Source organism: Erwinia pyri (assembly GCF_030758455.1).
Classification (GTDB): domain Bacteria; phylum Pseudomonadota; class Gammaproteobacteria; order Enterobacterales; family Enterobacteriaceae; genus Erwinia; species Erwinia pyri.
The window spans coordinates 1830900-1847751 of sequence record NZ_CP132353.1 but is presented as its reverse complement, the minus strand read 5'-3'; the positions used below and the strand labels follow the sequence as shown (position 1 = coordinate 1847751).

11 protein-coding genes are annotated in these 16852 nt (G+C 54.7%); 7 read left to right on the top strand and 4 right to left on the bottom strand.

The window, feature by feature from the left end; all coding sequences use genetic code 11:
- Positions 1-11 precede the first annotated feature (11 nt).
- From Q3V30_RS08585 to dcuR, 4 genes are all read left to right on the top strand, one after another.
- Positions 12-557, top strand: a complete 546-nt coding sequence (locus Q3V30_RS08585; RefSeq protein WP_306212314.1) for a DUF421 domain-containing protein — start codon at positions 12-14, stop codon at positions 555-557.
- 257 nt (positions 558-814) lie between these two features.
- Positions 815-2050: a cation:proton antiporter gene (locus Q3V30_RS08580; RefSeq protein WP_306212312.1), complete on the top strand. Its 1236-nt coding sequence runs from the start codon at positions 815-817 to the stop codon at positions 2048-2050.
- 231 nt (positions 2051-2281) lie between these two features.
- A complete protein-coding gene (locus tag Q3V30_RS08575; RefSeq protein WP_306212310.1) occupies positions 2282-3925 on the top strand; it encodes a sensor histidine kinase in 1644 nt (547 codons plus the stop codon).
- Positions 3919-4638 carry a two-component system response regulator DcuR gene (gene dcuR / locus Q3V30_RS08570; RefSeq protein WP_306212308.1) on the top strand — a complete coding sequence of 240 codons (720 nt, stop codon included), beginning with the start codon at positions 3919-3921 and terminating at the stop codon, positions 4636-4638. Before Q3V30_RS08575 ends, dcuR begins: the two co-directional genes overlap by 7 nt.
- Here dcuR and Q3V30_RS08565 read toward each other — a convergent pair.
- Positions 4619-5599, bottom strand: coding sequence for an FAD:protein FMN transferase (locus Q3V30_RS08565; protein WP_306212306.1), 981 nt, complete (start codon positions 5597-5599; stop codon positions 4619-4621). The two genes, dcuR and Q3V30_RS08565, sit on opposite strands and share 20 nt — an antisense overlap.
- Positions 5600-5670: 71 nt before the next feature.
- Positions 5671-8448: a flavocytochrome c gene (locus tag Q3V30_RS08560; protein ID WP_306212304.1), complete on the bottom strand. Its 2778-nt coding sequence runs from the start codon at positions 8446-8448 to the stop codon at positions 5671-5673.
- Positions 8449-9052: 604 nt separating this feature from the next.
- Between Q3V30_RS08560 and Q3V30_RS08555 the strand changes: the two genes are divergently transcribed.
- Positions 9053-10564 carry an anion permease gene (locus tag Q3V30_RS08555; protein ID WP_306212302.1) on the top strand — a complete coding sequence of 504 codons (1512 nt, stop codon included), beginning with the start codon at positions 9053-9055 and terminating at the stop codon, positions 10562-10564.
- Between the two features lie 154 nt (positions 10565-10718).
- Entirely contained in the window at positions 10719-12365 is a 1647-nt protein-coding gene (fumA, locus tag Q3V30_RS08550) for a class I fumarate hydratase FumA (RefSeq protein WP_306212300.1), read from the top strand.
- A gap of 104 nt (positions 12366-12469) precedes the next feature.
- Here fumA and Q3V30_RS08545 read toward each other — a convergent pair whose 3' ends face one another.
- Positions 12470-13900 carry a 6-phospho-beta-glucosidase gene (locus Q3V30_RS08545; RefSeq protein ID WP_306212298.1) on the bottom strand — a complete coding sequence of 477 codons (1431 nt, stop codon included), beginning with the start codon at positions 13898-13900 and terminating at the stop codon, positions 12470-12472.
- A gap of 14 nt (positions 13901-13914) precedes the next feature.
- Positions 13915-15381, bottom strand: coding sequence for a PTS cellobiose/arbutin/salicin transporter subunit IIBC (gene ascF / locus Q3V30_RS08540; RefSeq protein WP_306212296.1), 1467 nt, complete (start codon positions 15379-15381; stop codon positions 13915-13917).
- A gap of 254 nt (positions 15382-15635) precedes the next feature.
- Here ascF and Q3V30_RS08535 point away from each other — a divergent pair, with 254 nt between their 5' ends.
- Complete coding sequence (locus Q3V30_RS08535; RefSeq protein WP_306212294.1) at positions 15636-16667, top strand: LacI family DNA-binding transcriptional regulator; 1032 nt, start codon at positions 15636-15638, stop codon at positions 16665-16667.
- The last annotated feature ends 185 nt before the right edge of the window (positions 16668-16852 follow it).

Sequence of the window (16852 nt, the reverse complement as noted above, 5' to 3'; positions counted from 1 at the left end):
CGGAGGAAAAGATGGAAGGTATGTTTTTCAGCGATGGCGCTGTTCTTATCCGTACACTGGTTATTGGCGTCCTGGCGTATATCAATCTCATTATACTGTTGCGGCTGTCAGGGCGACGTACGCTTTCTAAAATGAACGCTTTTGATCTGGTGATAACAGTAGCATTAGGGTCAACCTTCGCTACCATTTTACTGAATCGTGATGTCTCTCTTGTACAGGGTACGCTGGCATTTGCCCTACTGATTGCGCTGCAGTATGGCGTTACCTGGACAAGCGTCAGGGCTGGATGGGTGCGCAGGCTGGTCACCGGTGAGCCCGCGCTGTTGCTTTTTCAGGGCAAGTTTCTTGAGCAGGCGATGAAAGCCTCTCGGGTTACCCAGGATGAAATTCGTTCAGCCGTTCGGGCTGGTGGGCTTGATGCGCTGGAAGAGGTCGAAGCGGTCGTGCTGGAAACCGACGGCAGCTTCAGTGTGGTTAAATCCTCCCCAGGCAAAAACGGCTCGGCGCTTTCTGATTTAAATATAAAACAGGTTCGCTCAGAAACAGGAAGCAATTAGTTGAAAGGATCATGAACGTCTGTGCGGGGGAACGGCGTGTCTGCCCTGGTGTTGGCTGGCCGCGATCCTCCCGCTGACGCTCTCTTAAACATCGGCAGCAGCCTGAATAACTCCATTCCGTAGTATTTCAAAATGTAACGTCCGAGCTACCGCAAGCTAACGTCGCTGTCTGTCCCTCTTTCCCGACTATATTTACTTTGCAGACAGAGGCTTGATGCCTTGTCTCCAACATGCTTCCAGACTGGAGAAAGATTACCATGCTGAATATTGCAGCAATTTTTTTGTCTATTACTGCGCTACTGGCTTACCTGAACAGGCGTTACGTCGGGCTTCCCCCTGCTATAGGCGTCATGGTCATTGCCTTGATCATTTCGCTGCTGAATATGTTCGCCGATAAGCTGGGCTTTCCTGTCTTAAGCGAACTTGAGCACTCTCTGGTTGAATCTATAGATTTTTCAGAACTGCTGATGCAGGGAATGCTGTCACTCCTGCTGTTTGCAGGTGCTCTGCATGTGGACCTCAAACAGCTACGGGCTTACCGGTGGCAGGTGGCTTCTCTGGCGTTCCTGGGGACGGCACTCTCTACTGTCATCATTGGTCTCTCTTTATGGGGAATTCTGTCGCTCAGCGGGCTGCAGCTGCCTCTCGCTTATTGTCTGATCTTCGGTGCGTTGATCTCCCCTACCGACCCGATTGCCGTGATAGGCATTCTGCAGTCGGCCGGTGCGCCAAAAAATGTTGAACTCGTGATGTCAGGGGAGTCACTTTTTAATGATGGGGTGAGCGTTGTCCTGTTTTCGCTGATTTTCATCACGCTGGGAAATGGGGACGTCCCCACCGTAGCGGAGGGGGCTCTTCTGCTGTTGAGGGAGGCGGGCGGTGGTGCGTTGCTGGGCGCCCTGATCGGTTACGTTATCTATTTAATGCTGAAAAGCATCGACAGCTATCAGGAAGAGGTGATGCTCACCCTCGCCGCGGTACTGGGCGGCTATGCGCTGGCAACACACCTTGAGGTGTCCGGGCCACTGGCGATGGTGGTCATGGGGCTGATTATCGGCAATCAGGGGCGTTCGCACGCCATGTCAGAGGAGACAGAGCGGCATGTAGATATGTTTTGGGAGCTTATTGACGAGATACTCAATGCGGTGCTGTTTGTGTTAATCGGGCTTGAGGTGATATTACTTCATTTCACCCATACGCTGCTGGGCGTTGCATCCGTGGTTATTATTCTCACGCTTGCGGCACGGTTGCTCACGGTGGGCCTGCCTGTTGCGTTGTTTACTAATCTGTTCCGGTTACCAAAAGGCTCCTGGGCGATACTGACCTGGGGCGGGCTGCGGGGCGGCATTTCTGTGGCGCTGGCGCTTTCACTTCCTGCCGGTGAGGCCCGCGATACCGTGGTTTCCCTGACTTATCTTGTTGTGGTGTTCTCGGTGCTTGTTCAGGGCATGTCCGTTGGCAAGCTTGCCCGCTGGGTAATCAAACGCGACTGACAGGTTGCGTGAAAAAGTTGATCGGAAAAGCATCAGGCGCAGGCTGCCAGGATCGGCATGTGGGCATTGCATGCCGCAAGCCTGTTTATGCCCGGTACGATCAGGGCGATGCATAAGAGAAGGAAATCAGATGGAAAATCATCACCTGGGTTGATGCTTCACGCTATATTAGCGCCACGGAGTCAGGCTGGAACACCATTCAGGACTCCTTTTTATCGTTAAGGAGCCTCCATGAGTGACCCCAGCTTGCTGCCACCGGCGCGGAAACGTCCGCTGAAACTCACCACCTCCGTCAGCCTGATGGTGAGTACAGTGATCGTAGCGGTGCTGGTGGTGGTGCATTTTTTCTATTTCCTGCAGATCTCCAGCGTGACGCGGGAAAGCGTTCAGCATAAAGCACTGGCGGTGGCCCGCACGCTGGCGAACTCTCCGGATATCCAGCGCGCCCTGCTGTTGCCTGCGGACCGCAACCTGATCCAGCCGATCGCCTCACAGGTACAGAAGAGCAACGATCTGCTCTACGTGGTGGTGACCAATATGGAGGGCATGCGCTATTCACATCCGGTCAGGGAAGCCATTAACCAGCATTTTATCGGCCAGGATCTGCGCCCTGCCCTGCTGGGTAAAGAGAACGTCTCCGTCAACCAGGGCCAGCTGGCGAAAGCCCTGCGCGTCTTCACCCCGGTTTACGACCCGCAACACCGACAGATCGGCGTAGTGGTGATCGGGATCTCGCTGAGTGAAGTGAATGCGCAGATCAATCAGAGCCGCTGGAATATCCTCTGGACGGCGCTGTTCGGCAGCCTGGTTGGCGCAGCAGGCACCTTCTGGCTGGTCAGAGCCTCCCGCAGAATTCTGTTTGGCCTGGAGCCTTATGAGATCTCTGCACTGTTTGAACAACGCCAGGCGATGCTGTATGCGATTAAAGAGGGCGTCGTTGCCGTAGATCTCAACGCGCAGGTGACGCTGATTAATCATGCCGCCCGCAAGCTGTTCCGTGAAACCGGTATGCCGCAGGCATCAGAAAACGAGATCGTTCGCAATCTGGAAGCTTCCGGCCCGCTGATCGCTATCCTGCGCGCCGTATTGAGCAGCGGCAAGCCCCAGCGTGATGAAGAGATCCACTTTCGCGGGCGCGATCTGTTAATCAATACCATGCCGGTCAGCAGTAAAGGCAAAATTATCGGCGCGATCTGTACCTTCAGGGATAAAACGGAGGTGACCCGCCTTACCCAGCGCCTGAGCGGGATGGTCAACTATGTTGATACGCTGCGCCAGCAATCCCATGAATTTATGAACAAACTGCATGTTATTCTGGGCCTGTTGCACATGAAAAGTTACGCGCAGCTTGAAGCATACATCCTGAAAACCGCCAACAACTATCAGACTGAAATCGGATCGCTGTTGCGAAAAATAAAGTCCCCGGTGATAGCGGGTTTCTTATTAAGTAAACTTAACAGCGCTTCCGATCGGGGACTGCATCTGGTCATCAATGAAGACAGTTTCCTGCCGGACAGGGGAAGCGAGCAACAGGTGTCGGTTCTGATTACCGTGCTGGGAAATCTTATTGAGAATGCGTTTGATGCCCTGAGCCAGCAGCCGGAGGGTGAGGTCAGCGTTTTGCTGCACTATCAGCAGGGCTGGCTGACCTGCGAAGTAAGCGATGACGGGCCGGGGATCCCGCCCGACCAGCTTGACGCCATCTTTGAAAAAGGGTTTTCCTCCAAAGGCGAGCAGCGCGGAGTGGGTTTATTCCTCTCTAAGCAGCAAACCCTGAGCCTTGGCGGCGAAATTATTGTAGAGTCCGACCCCGGGGTTTATACCCAATTTTTAGTCCAGCTTCCCTGGGATGGAGGAGAAGAGAACGCATGTTAAATGTTTTAGTGGTCGATGATGATGCGATGGTGGCCGAACTCAACCGCTGCTACATCGGGCAGATCCCGGGTTTCTCCTGCTGCGGCGTGGCCTCCACGCTGAAACAGGCCAGAGAGATGGTGCTGCACAGCGATCTGCATATCGACCTGATCCTGCTGGATATCTATATGCAGCAGGAGAACGGGCTCGATCTGCTGCCGGAAGTTCGCGCCGCGAAGCGCAGCATCGATGTGATCGTCATCTCTTCAGCGGCGGATGCGCAGACCATTCAGCAATCTCTGCACTACGGCGTGGTGGATTACCTGATTAAGCCGTTTCAGTTTGCCCGTTTTGAGGAGGCGCTGACCGGCTGGCAGCATAAAAAGACGCTGAAAGAGACGCACAGCTGGTACAAGCAGGAGGATGTGGACGCGCTGCTGCATGGCAACCTGCCGGATATGAGTGATGCGCACCGCCTGCCCAAAGGCTTAACGCCTCAGACCCTGCGCACGCTTTGTCTGTGGATTGACGCACACCCGGAGATGGAATTTTCTACCGACGATCTCGCCGCTGCGGTGAATATATCGCGCGTCTCCTGCCGTAAATATCTGATCTGGCTGGCGCAGCGGAAAATCCTCTCCACTAACCTGCACTATGGGCTGACGGGAAGACCGGTTTACCGTTACCGTTTGCAGGCTGAACACGCCCAGCTTCTTAAACAGTTTTGTCAGTAACCAGCAGAGGCTGAAACTGGTTATCCAGCAGCGTGAAAGAGCAGAGCCGCTGGGAAGAGCAGATGACCTGGCGTGCCCGGGTAACGAAAATGGCTTCCAGCTCCGGACGGGTAGCCAGGTAAGCAAGGCCCTGTTCCACCCCCATGCCATACAGCAGCGTGGTGCAGATGTCACCGTCAATGGAGTCTTCTGAGATAACGGTAACGCTGAGCAGTTCGTTATCCAGCGGGTAGCCGCTGTGGGGATCGAGAATGTGGTGATAGCGCTGGCCATTCAGTTCAAAATAGCGCTCATAAATACCAGAGGTCACCACTGACTTGCCGCGAACGTTGATCACGCCAATCAGCGCCTCGGGCGCGGCAAACGGCTTTTTCAGGCCAATCCCCCAACCCGCCGCTTCCGGCGAGCTGCCCAGAGTCTGGATATTCCCCCCCAGATTGATCAGCGCCTGCGTAACGCCCTGCCGCTGCAGATAATCCCGCACCCGATCGGCAATATAGCCTTTAGCAATGGCGCCCAGGTCAATCTCCATGCCCTTCTGCTGCAGAAACACCGTGCATGCTTCTCTGTCCAACTGAACCTGACGGGGATCGGTGAGCGGAAGAAGCGCCTGGATCTCATCCTCAGGCGGAATGCTGTCGCCCCTGAAGCCGATTTTCCAGCGCTTTACCAGCGGGCCAATGGTGAAATTAAAGAGGCTGTCCGGTAAAAGGCTGGCAGCATGGGCGCAGGCAATCAGATCGAAAACCGGTTGGCTGACTTTAACCGGATGCCTGCCCGCAGCATGGTTGATACTCATGACTTCTGATTCGGGACGATTGACGGTTAGCAGGATTTCATACTGTTTGATCAGGCGGAAAACGCGTGCTGCGAGCGCTTCATCATGCTCAAACAGCTTTAGCAGGATCGGTGAACCCATTAACACGGCGGAGTAGGCGTAAACCCGTTCGTCAGATGACATGCTCTCTCTCCTGTCGCGGGCGCGACTTCCCTGACTGAGAGGAGCCGGAGGGATCCGGCTCCTGTTCAACGCTAGCGGCGGGCAAGTGCTGCCGCGTTTTTACCGGCCAGAATACCGAAGATGATGATATCCGCAACGGCATTCCCGCCAATACGGTTAGCGCCGTGGATACCGCCGACAACCTCACCAGCAGCCCAGGCACCCGGAATCACCTGTTTCTGTGCATCCAGCACCGCCGTATCACTATTGATGGTTACGCCGCCCATGGTGTGGTGCACGCCGGGTGCAACACGGATAGCGTAGAACGGCCCCTGTTTAAGAGGGTGGCGCAGCGCGGTTTTACGGCCAAAATCTTCATCATGCTGTTTCTCAACAAAGAGATTGTAGCGCTCTAACGTCGCCAGCAACGCATGCAGATCCATATTCAGCTTCACCGCCAGCTCCTGAGGAGAAGGCGCGCTGACCACAAAGCCTTTAGCGATATACTCATCCGCCGCCTTGTTGTTGAGGCGGACCTGCTCATCAAACAGTACCCAGGCGCTTTTTTCCGGCAGCGCGATAATCTCCGCCGACACTTTGTCACGCGTCTCCATCTCATTAAAGAAGCGTTTACCCGCCTGGCTGACCAGGATGGCACCGCCGCCGCGGATCGCTTCGGAAATCAGATAGGAGGTGGTCTGCTCGACGGTTGGGTGGATCTGAATCTCGCCCATATCCACCGTTTCGGCACCAATTTTCTGTAACATGGCGATGCCGCTGCCGGTGGCGCCTTTATGGTTGGTGGTTACGAAACCGTCCAGCTCAGGGCGGTATTTCACCACCATCTCACGGTTGGCGCTGAAGCCGCCGGTGGCGACGATGACGCTTTTGGCGTTGAGAATACGGCTGTCGTTATACTCATCCACCACCTTCACACCCGATACCGCCCCGTTTTCAAACAGGATCTCAGCCACTGAGGTTTCCAGCAGTACTTCGATATCGCGTTTGTTGATGTTTTTAACCAGCCCGCTGATCAGGAAGCCCCCTACCGCTGAGCGGTCAGCCGGACGGTGCGTCCTGTCGATGCTCATGCCGCCGGTGATGGTAATATCGTTCAGCTCAATCTCTTTCGCGGCCAGCCACTCAATGGCTTCCGGCGCCAGCTCCACAAACTCACGCAGCAGCACCGGGTTGTTTTTGAACTTACCGCCCTTCAGCGTCTCTTCATAGAACAGCTCTTTGCTGTCCACGATGCCTTTCAGCTTCTGGAAGCGGGTTTCAGCCGCGTTCATCCCCACAGAGGCTTTGATGGTGTTACCGCCGATAGTGGGCATCTTCTCAATGATCACCACGCGAGCGCCGTCATCATGAGCCTGAATCGCCGCAGCCAGACCTGCACCGCCGCTCCCCACGACCACCACGTCATAATTTTGCGGTGCCTGCGGGTTACCGCCCTCTTCAATGACATGCTCTTTACTGGAGGTCGCCAGCGCGCGTGACACCGCTTTTTTCAGCGCTTCACTCTGGGTTGTCGCGCCGGTTATGGCATCGACGTGCGGGCTGTTAGCCACCAGGATACGGGTGCGGAGGCTTTCAAAAGTGGTGGTAAAGTCCACGTCCAGAGAGGCATCCGGCACCAGCGAGATATCGGTAATACGGTCAGTATCAAGGGTGACGGCAATTTTCAGCTTCAGCGCTTCCGCCTCGACTTTCTCCTGATAGACCCCCGCTTTATATTTCCGTCCGGTGGTGCTGGTGTCGCGGATCATCGCGTCCACCAGCGAGAAGCGCCACAGCGGCTCCGGGATTTTCAGCTCTTCCCGGCGGTGACTGTCAATATAGAGCTCAAGGTGATCTTCATTGATGATGCGGTCAGCCCAGTCCGGATAGGCGATGCAAGCTTTGCCTATTGCCACCAGATCGAAACCGTACTCCAGCGCGGTTTCAGCGTCTGATTTATTTACCACGCCGCCCACGCCAATCACCGGGATCTTCGCCAGCGTCTCAGAACGCATAGCGATAAATTTGGTGATCAGTGGGGTGGGATCGTTCCGGTCCACAATGGAAGGACGCAGCAGCTGACCCACGGAGAAATGCACATAGTCCAGCCCGCGCGCGGCGAGTTTCTCCAGCAGGTACATGGTGTCGTCAAAACGGATGCCAGGGACTTCAAGCTCTTCCGGTGAGAAACGGTAGCCGATAATAAAAGAGGCATCGGCAAACCGCTCGACCATTTTGTGGGTAATTTCCAGCACTTCCAGCGGGAAACGGGCGCGGTTGTCGCGGCTGCCGCCCCATTTGTCGTCGCGCTGGTTGGAATTAGGCGAATAGAACTGCTGGATCAGATAGGTGTTGGCGCCGTGGAGTTCAACGCCATCAAAGCCCGCCTTGATGGCGCGGTTTACCGCATCACCAAACTTGGTGATCATCACCTCCACTTCTTCCGCCGTCAACGCCTGCGGCGTGGTGGCCCCTTCACGCGGCGCGGCAATGGCGCTTGGCGCTACCGGCTTTCTGCCGCCGATCAGCTCAGGCTCAACCATTCTGCCGCCGTGATAGATCTGCAGAATCGCTTTCGACCCCTGAGACTTGATGGCGTCCGCAATTTTACTCAGGCCGGAAATTTTGTTATCGCTGTCGATGGCGATAGCGCCAGGGAAGGCTGGACCTTTCGGGTCGATAAAGCAGCACTCGACGATCACCGTGCCAATGCTGCCGGCACGTTCACGGTAGTACTCCACCAGTTCGCTGGTTACCGTACCATCGTAATAACCGGTACAGGTGGTCATTGGCGCCATTAACAGACGATTTTTCAGGACTGCGCCGTTAGGTAATGTGAGGGGATTCAGGATCGGGGTGAGTGTTGGCATGATGAACAACTCCAAAAATTTAAAAGTCTGGAAATCTGTCGCGGACGCATTATTTCCCTATAATTAAGTGGTCCGATGTCATGTGATTAATATACCCGTTTCTTTGCTTATATAACCGATAAATTTAGTTTTTAAACTTTTAAATAATAGGGAGCCTGTAATTAACGGCGAAGAGATAAAAATCACCTTTAATTGTTAACCAATAGTTGATAAAAAGCAACTTCTGATTAACACCAGAAATAAACCTTTACGTATCATACAATTAAAAATTACCTTTATGTTTTCAGGAAATTAACCCTTAGGTTGAACACGTTTTTTTCGGGTTCCAGGCACAAGATGCAAGGGAATTAGCGTAATTATTTTAAAAAATAAAAACCTGATGGAAATATTTATTGATCCAGATCAATATTCTTATTTCAGGCAAATCGCATGATATCTGCAGCTAATTAATAAACTCTTAGTGAGTACAGAAATAAACAGCCTACTCTAATTTCGGTCGTTGCGATTAACCGATGAAAAAACATTATTAAACTAAAAAAAGCATTCAGATCTACAATTAACCGCAACGCTATAAAGCATTCTCCTCAACTTGCAGACAAAAACTATGAAACCACTTGCGACAGTCAGTGAACCTCCCAAAGCTGCACCAGCCGCCCAGGGAACCAAAAAACGCCTGATCATGATGTTTTTACCCGTACTGGTGGCGGTTATCCTGCTGCTGGTTCCGGTACCGGAAGGGTTAGAACCGCATGCCTGGCACTTCTTTGCCATCTTCGTTGGCGTTATCGTCGGTTTGATCTTCGAACCGCTGCCTGGGGCGGTGATTGGCCTGACCGGGGTGGTGGTGATCGCCCTGTTCAGCCAGTGGCTGCTGTTCAGTCCGGCAGAACTCGCTAACCCGAAATTTAAAATGGCCAGCGAATCGTTCAAATGGGCAGTGAGCGGCTTCGGCAACTCCACCGTCTGGCTGATTTTCGGTGCCTTTATGTTCGCCGCCGGCTACGATAAAACGCAGTTTGGCCGCCGTCTGGCACTGATTCTGGTGAAGTATCTCGGCCGCCGCAGCCTGACGCTGGGTTATGCCATTACCTTCGCAGATCTGCTGCTGGCGCCGTTCACCCCTTCGAATACCGCACGCAGCGGTGGTACCATCTATCCGATTATCGCCAACCTTCCTCCTTTATATGGTTCTAAACCCAACGACCCCAGCGCCCGTAAAATCGGCTCTTACCTGATGTGGGTGGCTATCACCGCTGCCTGTATCACCAGCTCTATGTTCCTGTCGGCGCTGGCGCCAAACCTGCTGGCCCTGGCGCTGGTTAAAAGCATCGTTGGTTTTGAAATCTCCTGGGGAACCTGGTTCCTGGCCTTCCTGCCGCTGGGCGTGCTGCTGATCCTCACCATGCCGCTGCTGGCCTACTGGTTCTACCCGCCGGAAGTGAAAATTAATGATGAAGTGCCGCGCTGGGCGAAAAGCGAGCTGGAAAAACTCGGCAAGCTGACCCGGAATGAAATTCTGCTGCTGGTGTTTGTCTGTAGCGCGCTGCTGATGTGGATCTTCGCCACCTCGTGGATTGAACCGGCGATGGCCGCGCTGCTGGTGGTGGTCCTGATGCTGTGGACCGGCGTATTGAACTGGAATGATATCACCAGCAACAAACCTGCCTGGAACACCTTTGCCTGGTTCGCCACGCTGGTTGCGCTGGCGGATGGACTGGCCCGCGTCGGCTTTATCGCCTGGTTGGGTAAAGAGGGTGGCCAACTGCTCAACGGCTTTGACCCGCAGGTTGCGGCAGTGATGCTGCTAATCGCCTTCTTCCTGCTGCACTACCTGTTTGCCAGTACCACCGCGCACACCACTGCCCTGCTGCCAGCGATGCTGACCATCGCCGCCGCGATCCCGGGCATCAATATGCCGGTCTACTGCCTGATGATGGTGACTTCGCTGGGCGTAATGGGGATCATCACCCCTTACGGTACCGGCCCAAGCCCCATCTATTACGGTAGCGGTTATCTGCCGACCAAAGATTACTGGCGTCTTGGCACCATCTTTGGCGCTATCTTCCTGGGCGGTATGATGCTGATTGCCTATCCGTGGATGGTAATGATGTTCTGATGCCCCGGCTACGCCGCAGAAGCATGCAGATGTTGAAATATTGTTATATCATCTTCCCCCGGCCAGCAAAGCTGGCCGGCCGGATTAAAATCATAACTCTTAGTCGCCTGTGGGCCTGTCGCTCCGGCCGAAGGCGGCGTTAAGTGAGAAAACAATGTCGAATAAACCTTTCTTTTATCAGAACCCCTTCCCTCTTGCTCCTGACGATACTGACTATTATCTGCTGACTTCCGATTATGTTTCTGTCGCTGAGTTTGACGGGCAGGAAGTGCTGAAGGTTGATCCGCAAGCGCTGACGCTGATGGCGCAACAGGCGTTTCACGACGCCTCATTTATGCTGCGCCCCGCTCATCAGCAACAGGTTGCGGCCATTCTCGCCGATCCTGAGGCGAGCCAGAACGATCGCTATGTGGCGCTGCAGTTCCTGAGGAATTCTGAAATTGCCGCTAAAGGCGTGCTGCCAACCTGTCAGGATACCGGCACGGCCATTATCAGCGGTAAAAAAGGCCAGCGGGTCTGGACCGGCGGCGGCGATGAAGCAGCCCTGTCACAGGGTGTTTATAACACTTACATCGAAGACAACCTGCGCTACTCGCAGACCGTTGCGCTGGATATGTATAAAGAAGTGAATACCGGCACCAACCTGCCGGCACAGATCGATCTTTACAGCGTGGACGGCGCGGAATACAAATTCCTCTGCATCGCCAAAGGCGGCGGCTCGGCCAACAAAACCTATCTTTATCAGGAAACCAAGGCGCTGCTCAGCCCGGCCAAGCTGAAGGATTACCTGATTGGCAAAATGCTGACGCTCGGCACCGCGGCCTGCCCGCCCTACCATATCGCCTTTGTGATTGGCGGAACCTCCGCTGAAAGCACGCTGAAGACGGTCAAGCTGGCATCTACCCATTATTACGACGGTCTGCCAACCGAAGGCAACGAGCATGGTCAGGCGTTCCGCGACGTGCAGCTGGAAGAGGAGCTGCTGACTGCGGCACAACAGCTGGGGCTGGGCGCACAGTTTGGCGGCAAATACTTTGCACATGATATCCGCGTCATCCGCCTGCCGCGTCACGGCGCCTCCTGCCCGGTCGGGATGGGCGTCTCCTGCTCGGCGGACCGCAATATCAAGGCGAAGATCAACCGTGAAGGTATCTGGATTGAGAAGCTGGAAGATAACCCAGGCCGCTTTATTCCTGCCGAACTGCGCCAGCAGGGTGAAGGAGAAGTGCTGCATATCGATCTGAATCGCCCGATGCAGGAGATCCTGGCGCAGCTTTCTCAGCATCCGGTTTCCACCCGTCTTTCCCTGAGCGGCACTATCATCGTGGCGCGTGATATTGCCCATGCGAAGCTGAAAGAGCGCCTGGATAATGGTGAAGGTCTGCCGCAGTACGTGAAGGATCACCCCATCTATTACGCGGGACCGGCCAAGACGCCTGAAGGCTACGCATCCGGCTCGCTGGGCCCGACCACCGCAGGCCGCATGGATTCCTATGTCGATCAGCTCCAGGAAGCGGGCGGCAGCCTGATTATGCTGGCAAAAGGCAACCGCAGCCAGCAGGTGACGGACGCCTGCCAGAAGCATGGCGGCTTCTACCTCGGCAGCATCGGCGGTCCGGCAGCGGTACTGGCGCAGCAAAGCATCAAGAGCCTGGAGTGCGTCGAGTACCCGGAACTGGGGATGGAGGCTATCTGGAAAATTGAGGTGGAAAACTTCCCGGCCTTTATTCTGGTGGATGATAAAGGCAACGACTTCTTCCAGAAAATCAGTCTGGAACAGTGCGCTAAATGTGTGAAGTAACGGCCTGATAGCTTCTGAGCAGCAACCATGAAAATCCCGGCAGAGGCCGGGATTTTCATGGTTGCAGCATGGCAGCTTGTCAGCACTTCGCGAAAGCCCGGATTTTAACTCAGGTCTGCGCCGTTACTGGCAATCACCTTCTGGTACCAGAAGAACGATTTCTTGCGTTTGCGCGCCAGCGTTCCTTTCCCGCTGTCATCACGATCCACATAGACAAAGCCGTAGCGCTTGCTCATTTCGCCGGTGGAGGCGGAAACCAGATCGATGCAGCCCCAGGAGGTATACCCAATCACCGGAATACCGTCCGCAATGGCTTCGCCCATCGCCTTGATATGCTCACGCAGATAGCTGATACGGTAGTCGTCAACAATTTCACCCCGCTGGTCGATCTCATCCTTTGCGCCCAGCCCATTCTCCACCAGGAACAGCGGTTTCTGATAGCGGTCATACATCATGTTCATGGTGATCCGCAGCCCTAACGGATCGATCCCCCAGCCCCACTCGCTGAGTTCGATATGGGGGTTTTTCAGCGATTTGACCACGTTGGCGGCGCTGCTGTTACTCTCATTCATCTCTGCCGAAGCGCAGCGCGAAGCGTAATAGCTGAAGGAGACGAAATCGACGGTATTACTCAGGATGTCGGCATCGCCTGCCTCCATCTCTACCTTTATGCCCTTTTCTGCAAACAGGCGGCGGGTATAGGAGGGATAAGCGCCACGCGCCTGCACATCGATAAAGAACAGGTTTTCGCGATCTTTTTCCAGCGCGGCCCAGACATCCTCAGGTTTGCAGGTTCTTGGGTAGAAATTCCCGCCGGCCAGCATACAGCCGACCTGGTTTGCCGGATTAATTTCATGGGCAATTTTTGTCGCCAGTGCGCTGGCCACCAGCTCATGATGTGCCGCCTGATATTTTACCTGCGCCTGATTTTCGCCCTCTTCAAAGACCAGTCCCGCCCCGGAGAAGGGGCTGTGCAGCAGGATATTGATCTCGTTAAAGGTCAGCCAGTATTTCACCAGCCCGTCAAAGGCTTCAAAACAGGTACGGGCATAGCGGGTAAAGAACTCCACCATTTTCCGGCTGCGCCAGGAGCCATACTCCCGCACCAGATGCATCGGCACGTCAAAGTGGCACAGCGTTACCAGCGGTTCAATATTGTACTTTTTGCACTCGTTAAAGAGATCCCGGTAAAACGCGATCCCCGCCTCATTCGGCACAAGCTCATCGCCATTGGGGTAGATCCGGCTCCAGGCGATGGACGTTCTGAACACGGTGAAGCCCATTTCCGCCATCAGAGCGATATCCTCTTTGTAGCGGTGATAGAAATCTATGGCCTGGTGGCTGGGGTAAAACTCCCCTTCCTGCAGCGCAAAGCGCTTCTCCAGACCGACCTTCACCGCCAGCCGGTGAGCCCCATGGGGAATGACATCTACTGTCGTCAGCCCCTTTCCCCCTGCGAAACTTGCCCCTTCAGCCTGGTTGGCGGCTAAGGCGCCGCCCCATAAAAAGCCTTCAGGAAATGGTGATGCTGTCATAACAATCCTCTTTATCAATGTGTTTTGACTGCGGGTGAAGCAGTAAGCGCGGCTGCAGGTGCAGCGCTTTTGTTGGCGGCAGTGCGTGGTGCTTCAACCGGGATATCTTCAAAACCGAGCAGTAGCGTGGTGATAAAGGAGATCACCACCGCCAGCACCATTACCCCTGCCACCCAGACAATGCTCATCGGATTGGCAGGATCAAAGAACTGTACGCTGGTGAACAGTCCGGGTGACGCCATCGAATGGCTGGCGAGCCCGCCGATCCCCGCCACGGCGCCACAGATAAACCCGCTGATCAGGCAGGCGATTAACGGCCGTTTTAACCGCAGCGCCACGCCATACAGCGCAGGTTCCGAAATGCCGGCAACGATGGCAGAAGCGGCCGCCGCCAGCGCGGTCTGGCGCAGTTCCGGATTTTTAGTCCGCCAGGCCACCGCCAGAGAGGAGCCGCCCAGCGACAGGTTCGCGCCGATTTCAGACGGCATCACCATCCCCTCTTTGCCGGTTTCCGCGATGGTCTGAATAATGGTTGGGGTGAAGACGCGGTGCATCCCGGTCATTACCAGCAGCGGCCAGGCCGCCCCCATAATCGCTACCAAAAGCCAGCCAAGATAGCTGTGCACGGTGTAGACCACCGCAGAGATGCCGGTCCCGATCCAGATCCCCAGCGGACCGATCAGCACGATAGCAATTGGCGCGGCAATCAGCATGATCAGCATCGGTTTCAGGAAGTTTTTGGTCACCACGGGCGTAATCCGATCTACCCACTTTTCGATGTAAGAGAGCAGCAAGGTCATGCAGAGCGCGGGGATCACCGTATAGGTATATTTCACCGCCGTGACCGAAAGGCCCACGAACTCCACTTTCTGCCCCTGCGCCGCTTTGGCCATCAGATCGATAAACGCCGGATGCACCAGCACCCCGGCGATAGCGATTGCCAGTGATAAATTGGTTTTGAACTTCACCGCTGCGGAGGCCGCCACCATTACCGGCAGGAAGAAGAAGGCGCCATCGCCGATAACGGTGAGGATCACCAGCGTCGGATCGGTTTTGCTGAACACGCCGGACATCTCAAGGATCATCGCCAGCAGCTTCACCATCGAACCACCGATAATGGCGGGGATCAGTGGGGACATCGTACCGATCAGCGCATCAAGAATACCGGCACCGATGCGCCGCAGCGTGAGGCGGCTTTTAGCTGGAGCGGCCTCTTTGGCACTCACCCCTTCCGGCAGCAGCTTTTGCACTTCCGCATAGGCCTGGGAGACATTGTTGCCGATGATCACCTGACACTGCGTGTCGCTGCGCACCACGCCCATCACGCCTGAGAGTGACTTCAGTATCGCCGCATCCACCAACGACTCATCATGCAGCACAAATCGCAGCCGCGTCATGCAGTGTGTTACCGCCGCGACGTTATCCGCACCGCCCAACGCATCGACGATTGACGCCGCCAGTTGTGCAAAATTCTTTGCCATGAAACCACTCCAGAATCATAAGGTTAAGCGAATTTCAGTGAATATTACTGATGCCAGCAGGGCAAAAAAATGTTCAGGCTGAAACAATAGGTAACCGGTTTCACACGAGAATGTTCATTTCCCTGCTCAACTTCAACAGTTAGTTAAAATGGCGTTCGAAATTTGTGATAGCGATCGGGTTAAAGGGGAATTCGCCGTATGGCAGGCAGAATGTGTAGAATGGCGCATCAACGTTACTCTTCCAGGAGGAGCCTGTGTCAACGATGCAGGAAGTGGCAACCAAAGCGGGCGTGTCTAAAGCCACGGTTTCTCGCGTGCTTTCGGGCAAAGGCTACGTCAGCCAGCAGACGAAAGATCAGGTTTTTAAAGCCATTGAGGAGGCGGGTTACCGGCCTAATCTGCTGGCCAGAAATCTGGCTACCAGCAAATCGATGTGCATCGGTCTGGTGGTCACCAATACCCTCTATAACGGCCCCTATTTCAACGAACTGATCTCTCAGGCCGCCAAAAAGCTCGACGCCTGTGGCCGCCAGCTGTTGCTGGTGGATGGCAAAAACAGCGCCGGTGAAGAGCGCGCCGCCATCGAATTTCTGCGGGATCTTCGCTGCGATGGCATCATCATCTATCCTCGCTTTTTATCAGGTGATGAGCTGGATGGCATCATCGACAGTGATAAAAAGCCGGTGATGGTGGTGAACCGTAAATTGCGCAAGCATCAGAGCCACTGCATTTTCTGCGATCATAAAGGGTCCAGTTTTCACGCCACGGACTATCTGATTAATCAGGGCCACCGGCAGATCGGCTTTATCACCGGTTCACTGGACTCTCCAACCGCCCTTGAACGCCTTGCAGGCTACAAAGCGGCGCTGACAGCGCATAAGCTGCCCGTTGAGGAAGCGCTGATTGTGCAGGGAAAATGGTCTCCGGCCAGCGGTGCGGCAGCGGTTGAAACCTTACTGCGGGAGGGCCACTCTTTCAGCGCCCTGTTAGCCAGTAACGATGAGATGGCGATTGGTGCGATAAAAGCGCTTAATCTGGCTGGTCTGCAGGTGCCGGCAGAGGTTTCGGTGATCGGTTTTGATAATATTCCCACCGCTCCCTGGCTGAACCCCTCTCTTTCCAGCGTTAAGGATCCGGTCAGCGAAATGGTGAATGCGGTGATCGCCCAGATTATTTCGATGCTGGATGGTGGCACGCTGGCTAAAGAGAATGGCTTTATCTCTGAGCTGATTATCAGAGATTCAGTAAGCAGAGGGCCGTTCCCCCCGGCTCTCCAGGGCCAGTAAACACCGTTAATTTCCTGGTTTCAGCCAGCTGAAAATCCAGACCAGTTCACATTTCCCGGTTCCAACAAGGTGGTTAACCAAAATTTCGTCTAAAGTTTGGTTCAGGGTCAACTACTTACCGTCCGGACATGGAGAACTATCAATGCAAAGAGTCGAGAAGCGTCAATGGAAAGCGGTGCTGGTGC

What these genes read in the sequence shown, in the direction of transcription:
- Q3V30_RS08585 (WP_306212314.1), top strand. Translation starts at nt 12, where the DNA reads ATGGAAGGTATGTTTTTCAGCGATGGCGCTGTTCTTATCCGTACACTG.
- Q3V30_RS08580 (WP_306212312.1), top strand. Translation starts at nt 815, where the DNA reads ATGCTGAATATTGCAGCAATTTTTTTGTCTATTACTGCGCTACTGGCT.
- Q3V30_RS08575 (WP_306212310.1), top strand. Translation starts at nt 2,282, where the DNA reads ATGAGTGACCCCAGCTTGCTGCCACCGGCGCGGAAACGTCCGCTGAAA.
- dcuR (WP_306212308.1), top strand. Translation starts at nt 3,919, where the DNA reads ATGTTAAATGTTTTAGTGGTCGATGATGATGCGATGGTGGCCGAACTC.
- Q3V30_RS08565 (WP_306212306.1), bottom strand. Translation starts at nt 5,599, where the DNA reads ATGTCATCTGACGAACGGGTTTACGCCTACTCCGCCGTGTTAATGGGT.
- Q3V30_RS08560 (WP_306212304.1), bottom strand. Translation starts at nt 8,448, where the DNA reads ATGCCAACACTCACCCCGATCCTGAATCCCCTCACATTACCTAACGGC.
- Q3V30_RS08555 (WP_306212302.1), top strand. Translation starts at nt 9,053, where the DNA reads ATGAAACCACTTGCGACAGTCAGTGAACCTCCCAAAGCTGCACCAGCC.
- fumA (WP_306212300.1), top strand. Translation starts at nt 10,719, where the DNA reads ATGTCGAATAAACCTTTCTTTTATCAGAACCCCTTCCCTCTTGCTCCT.
- Q3V30_RS08545 (WP_306212298.1), bottom strand. Translation starts at nt 13,900, where the DNA reads ATGACAGCATCACCATTTCCTGAAGGCTTTTTATGGGGCGGCGCCTTA.
- ascF (WP_306212296.1), bottom strand. Translation starts at nt 15,381, where the DNA reads ATGGCAAAGAATTTTGCACAACTGGCGGCGTCAATCGTCGATGCGTTG.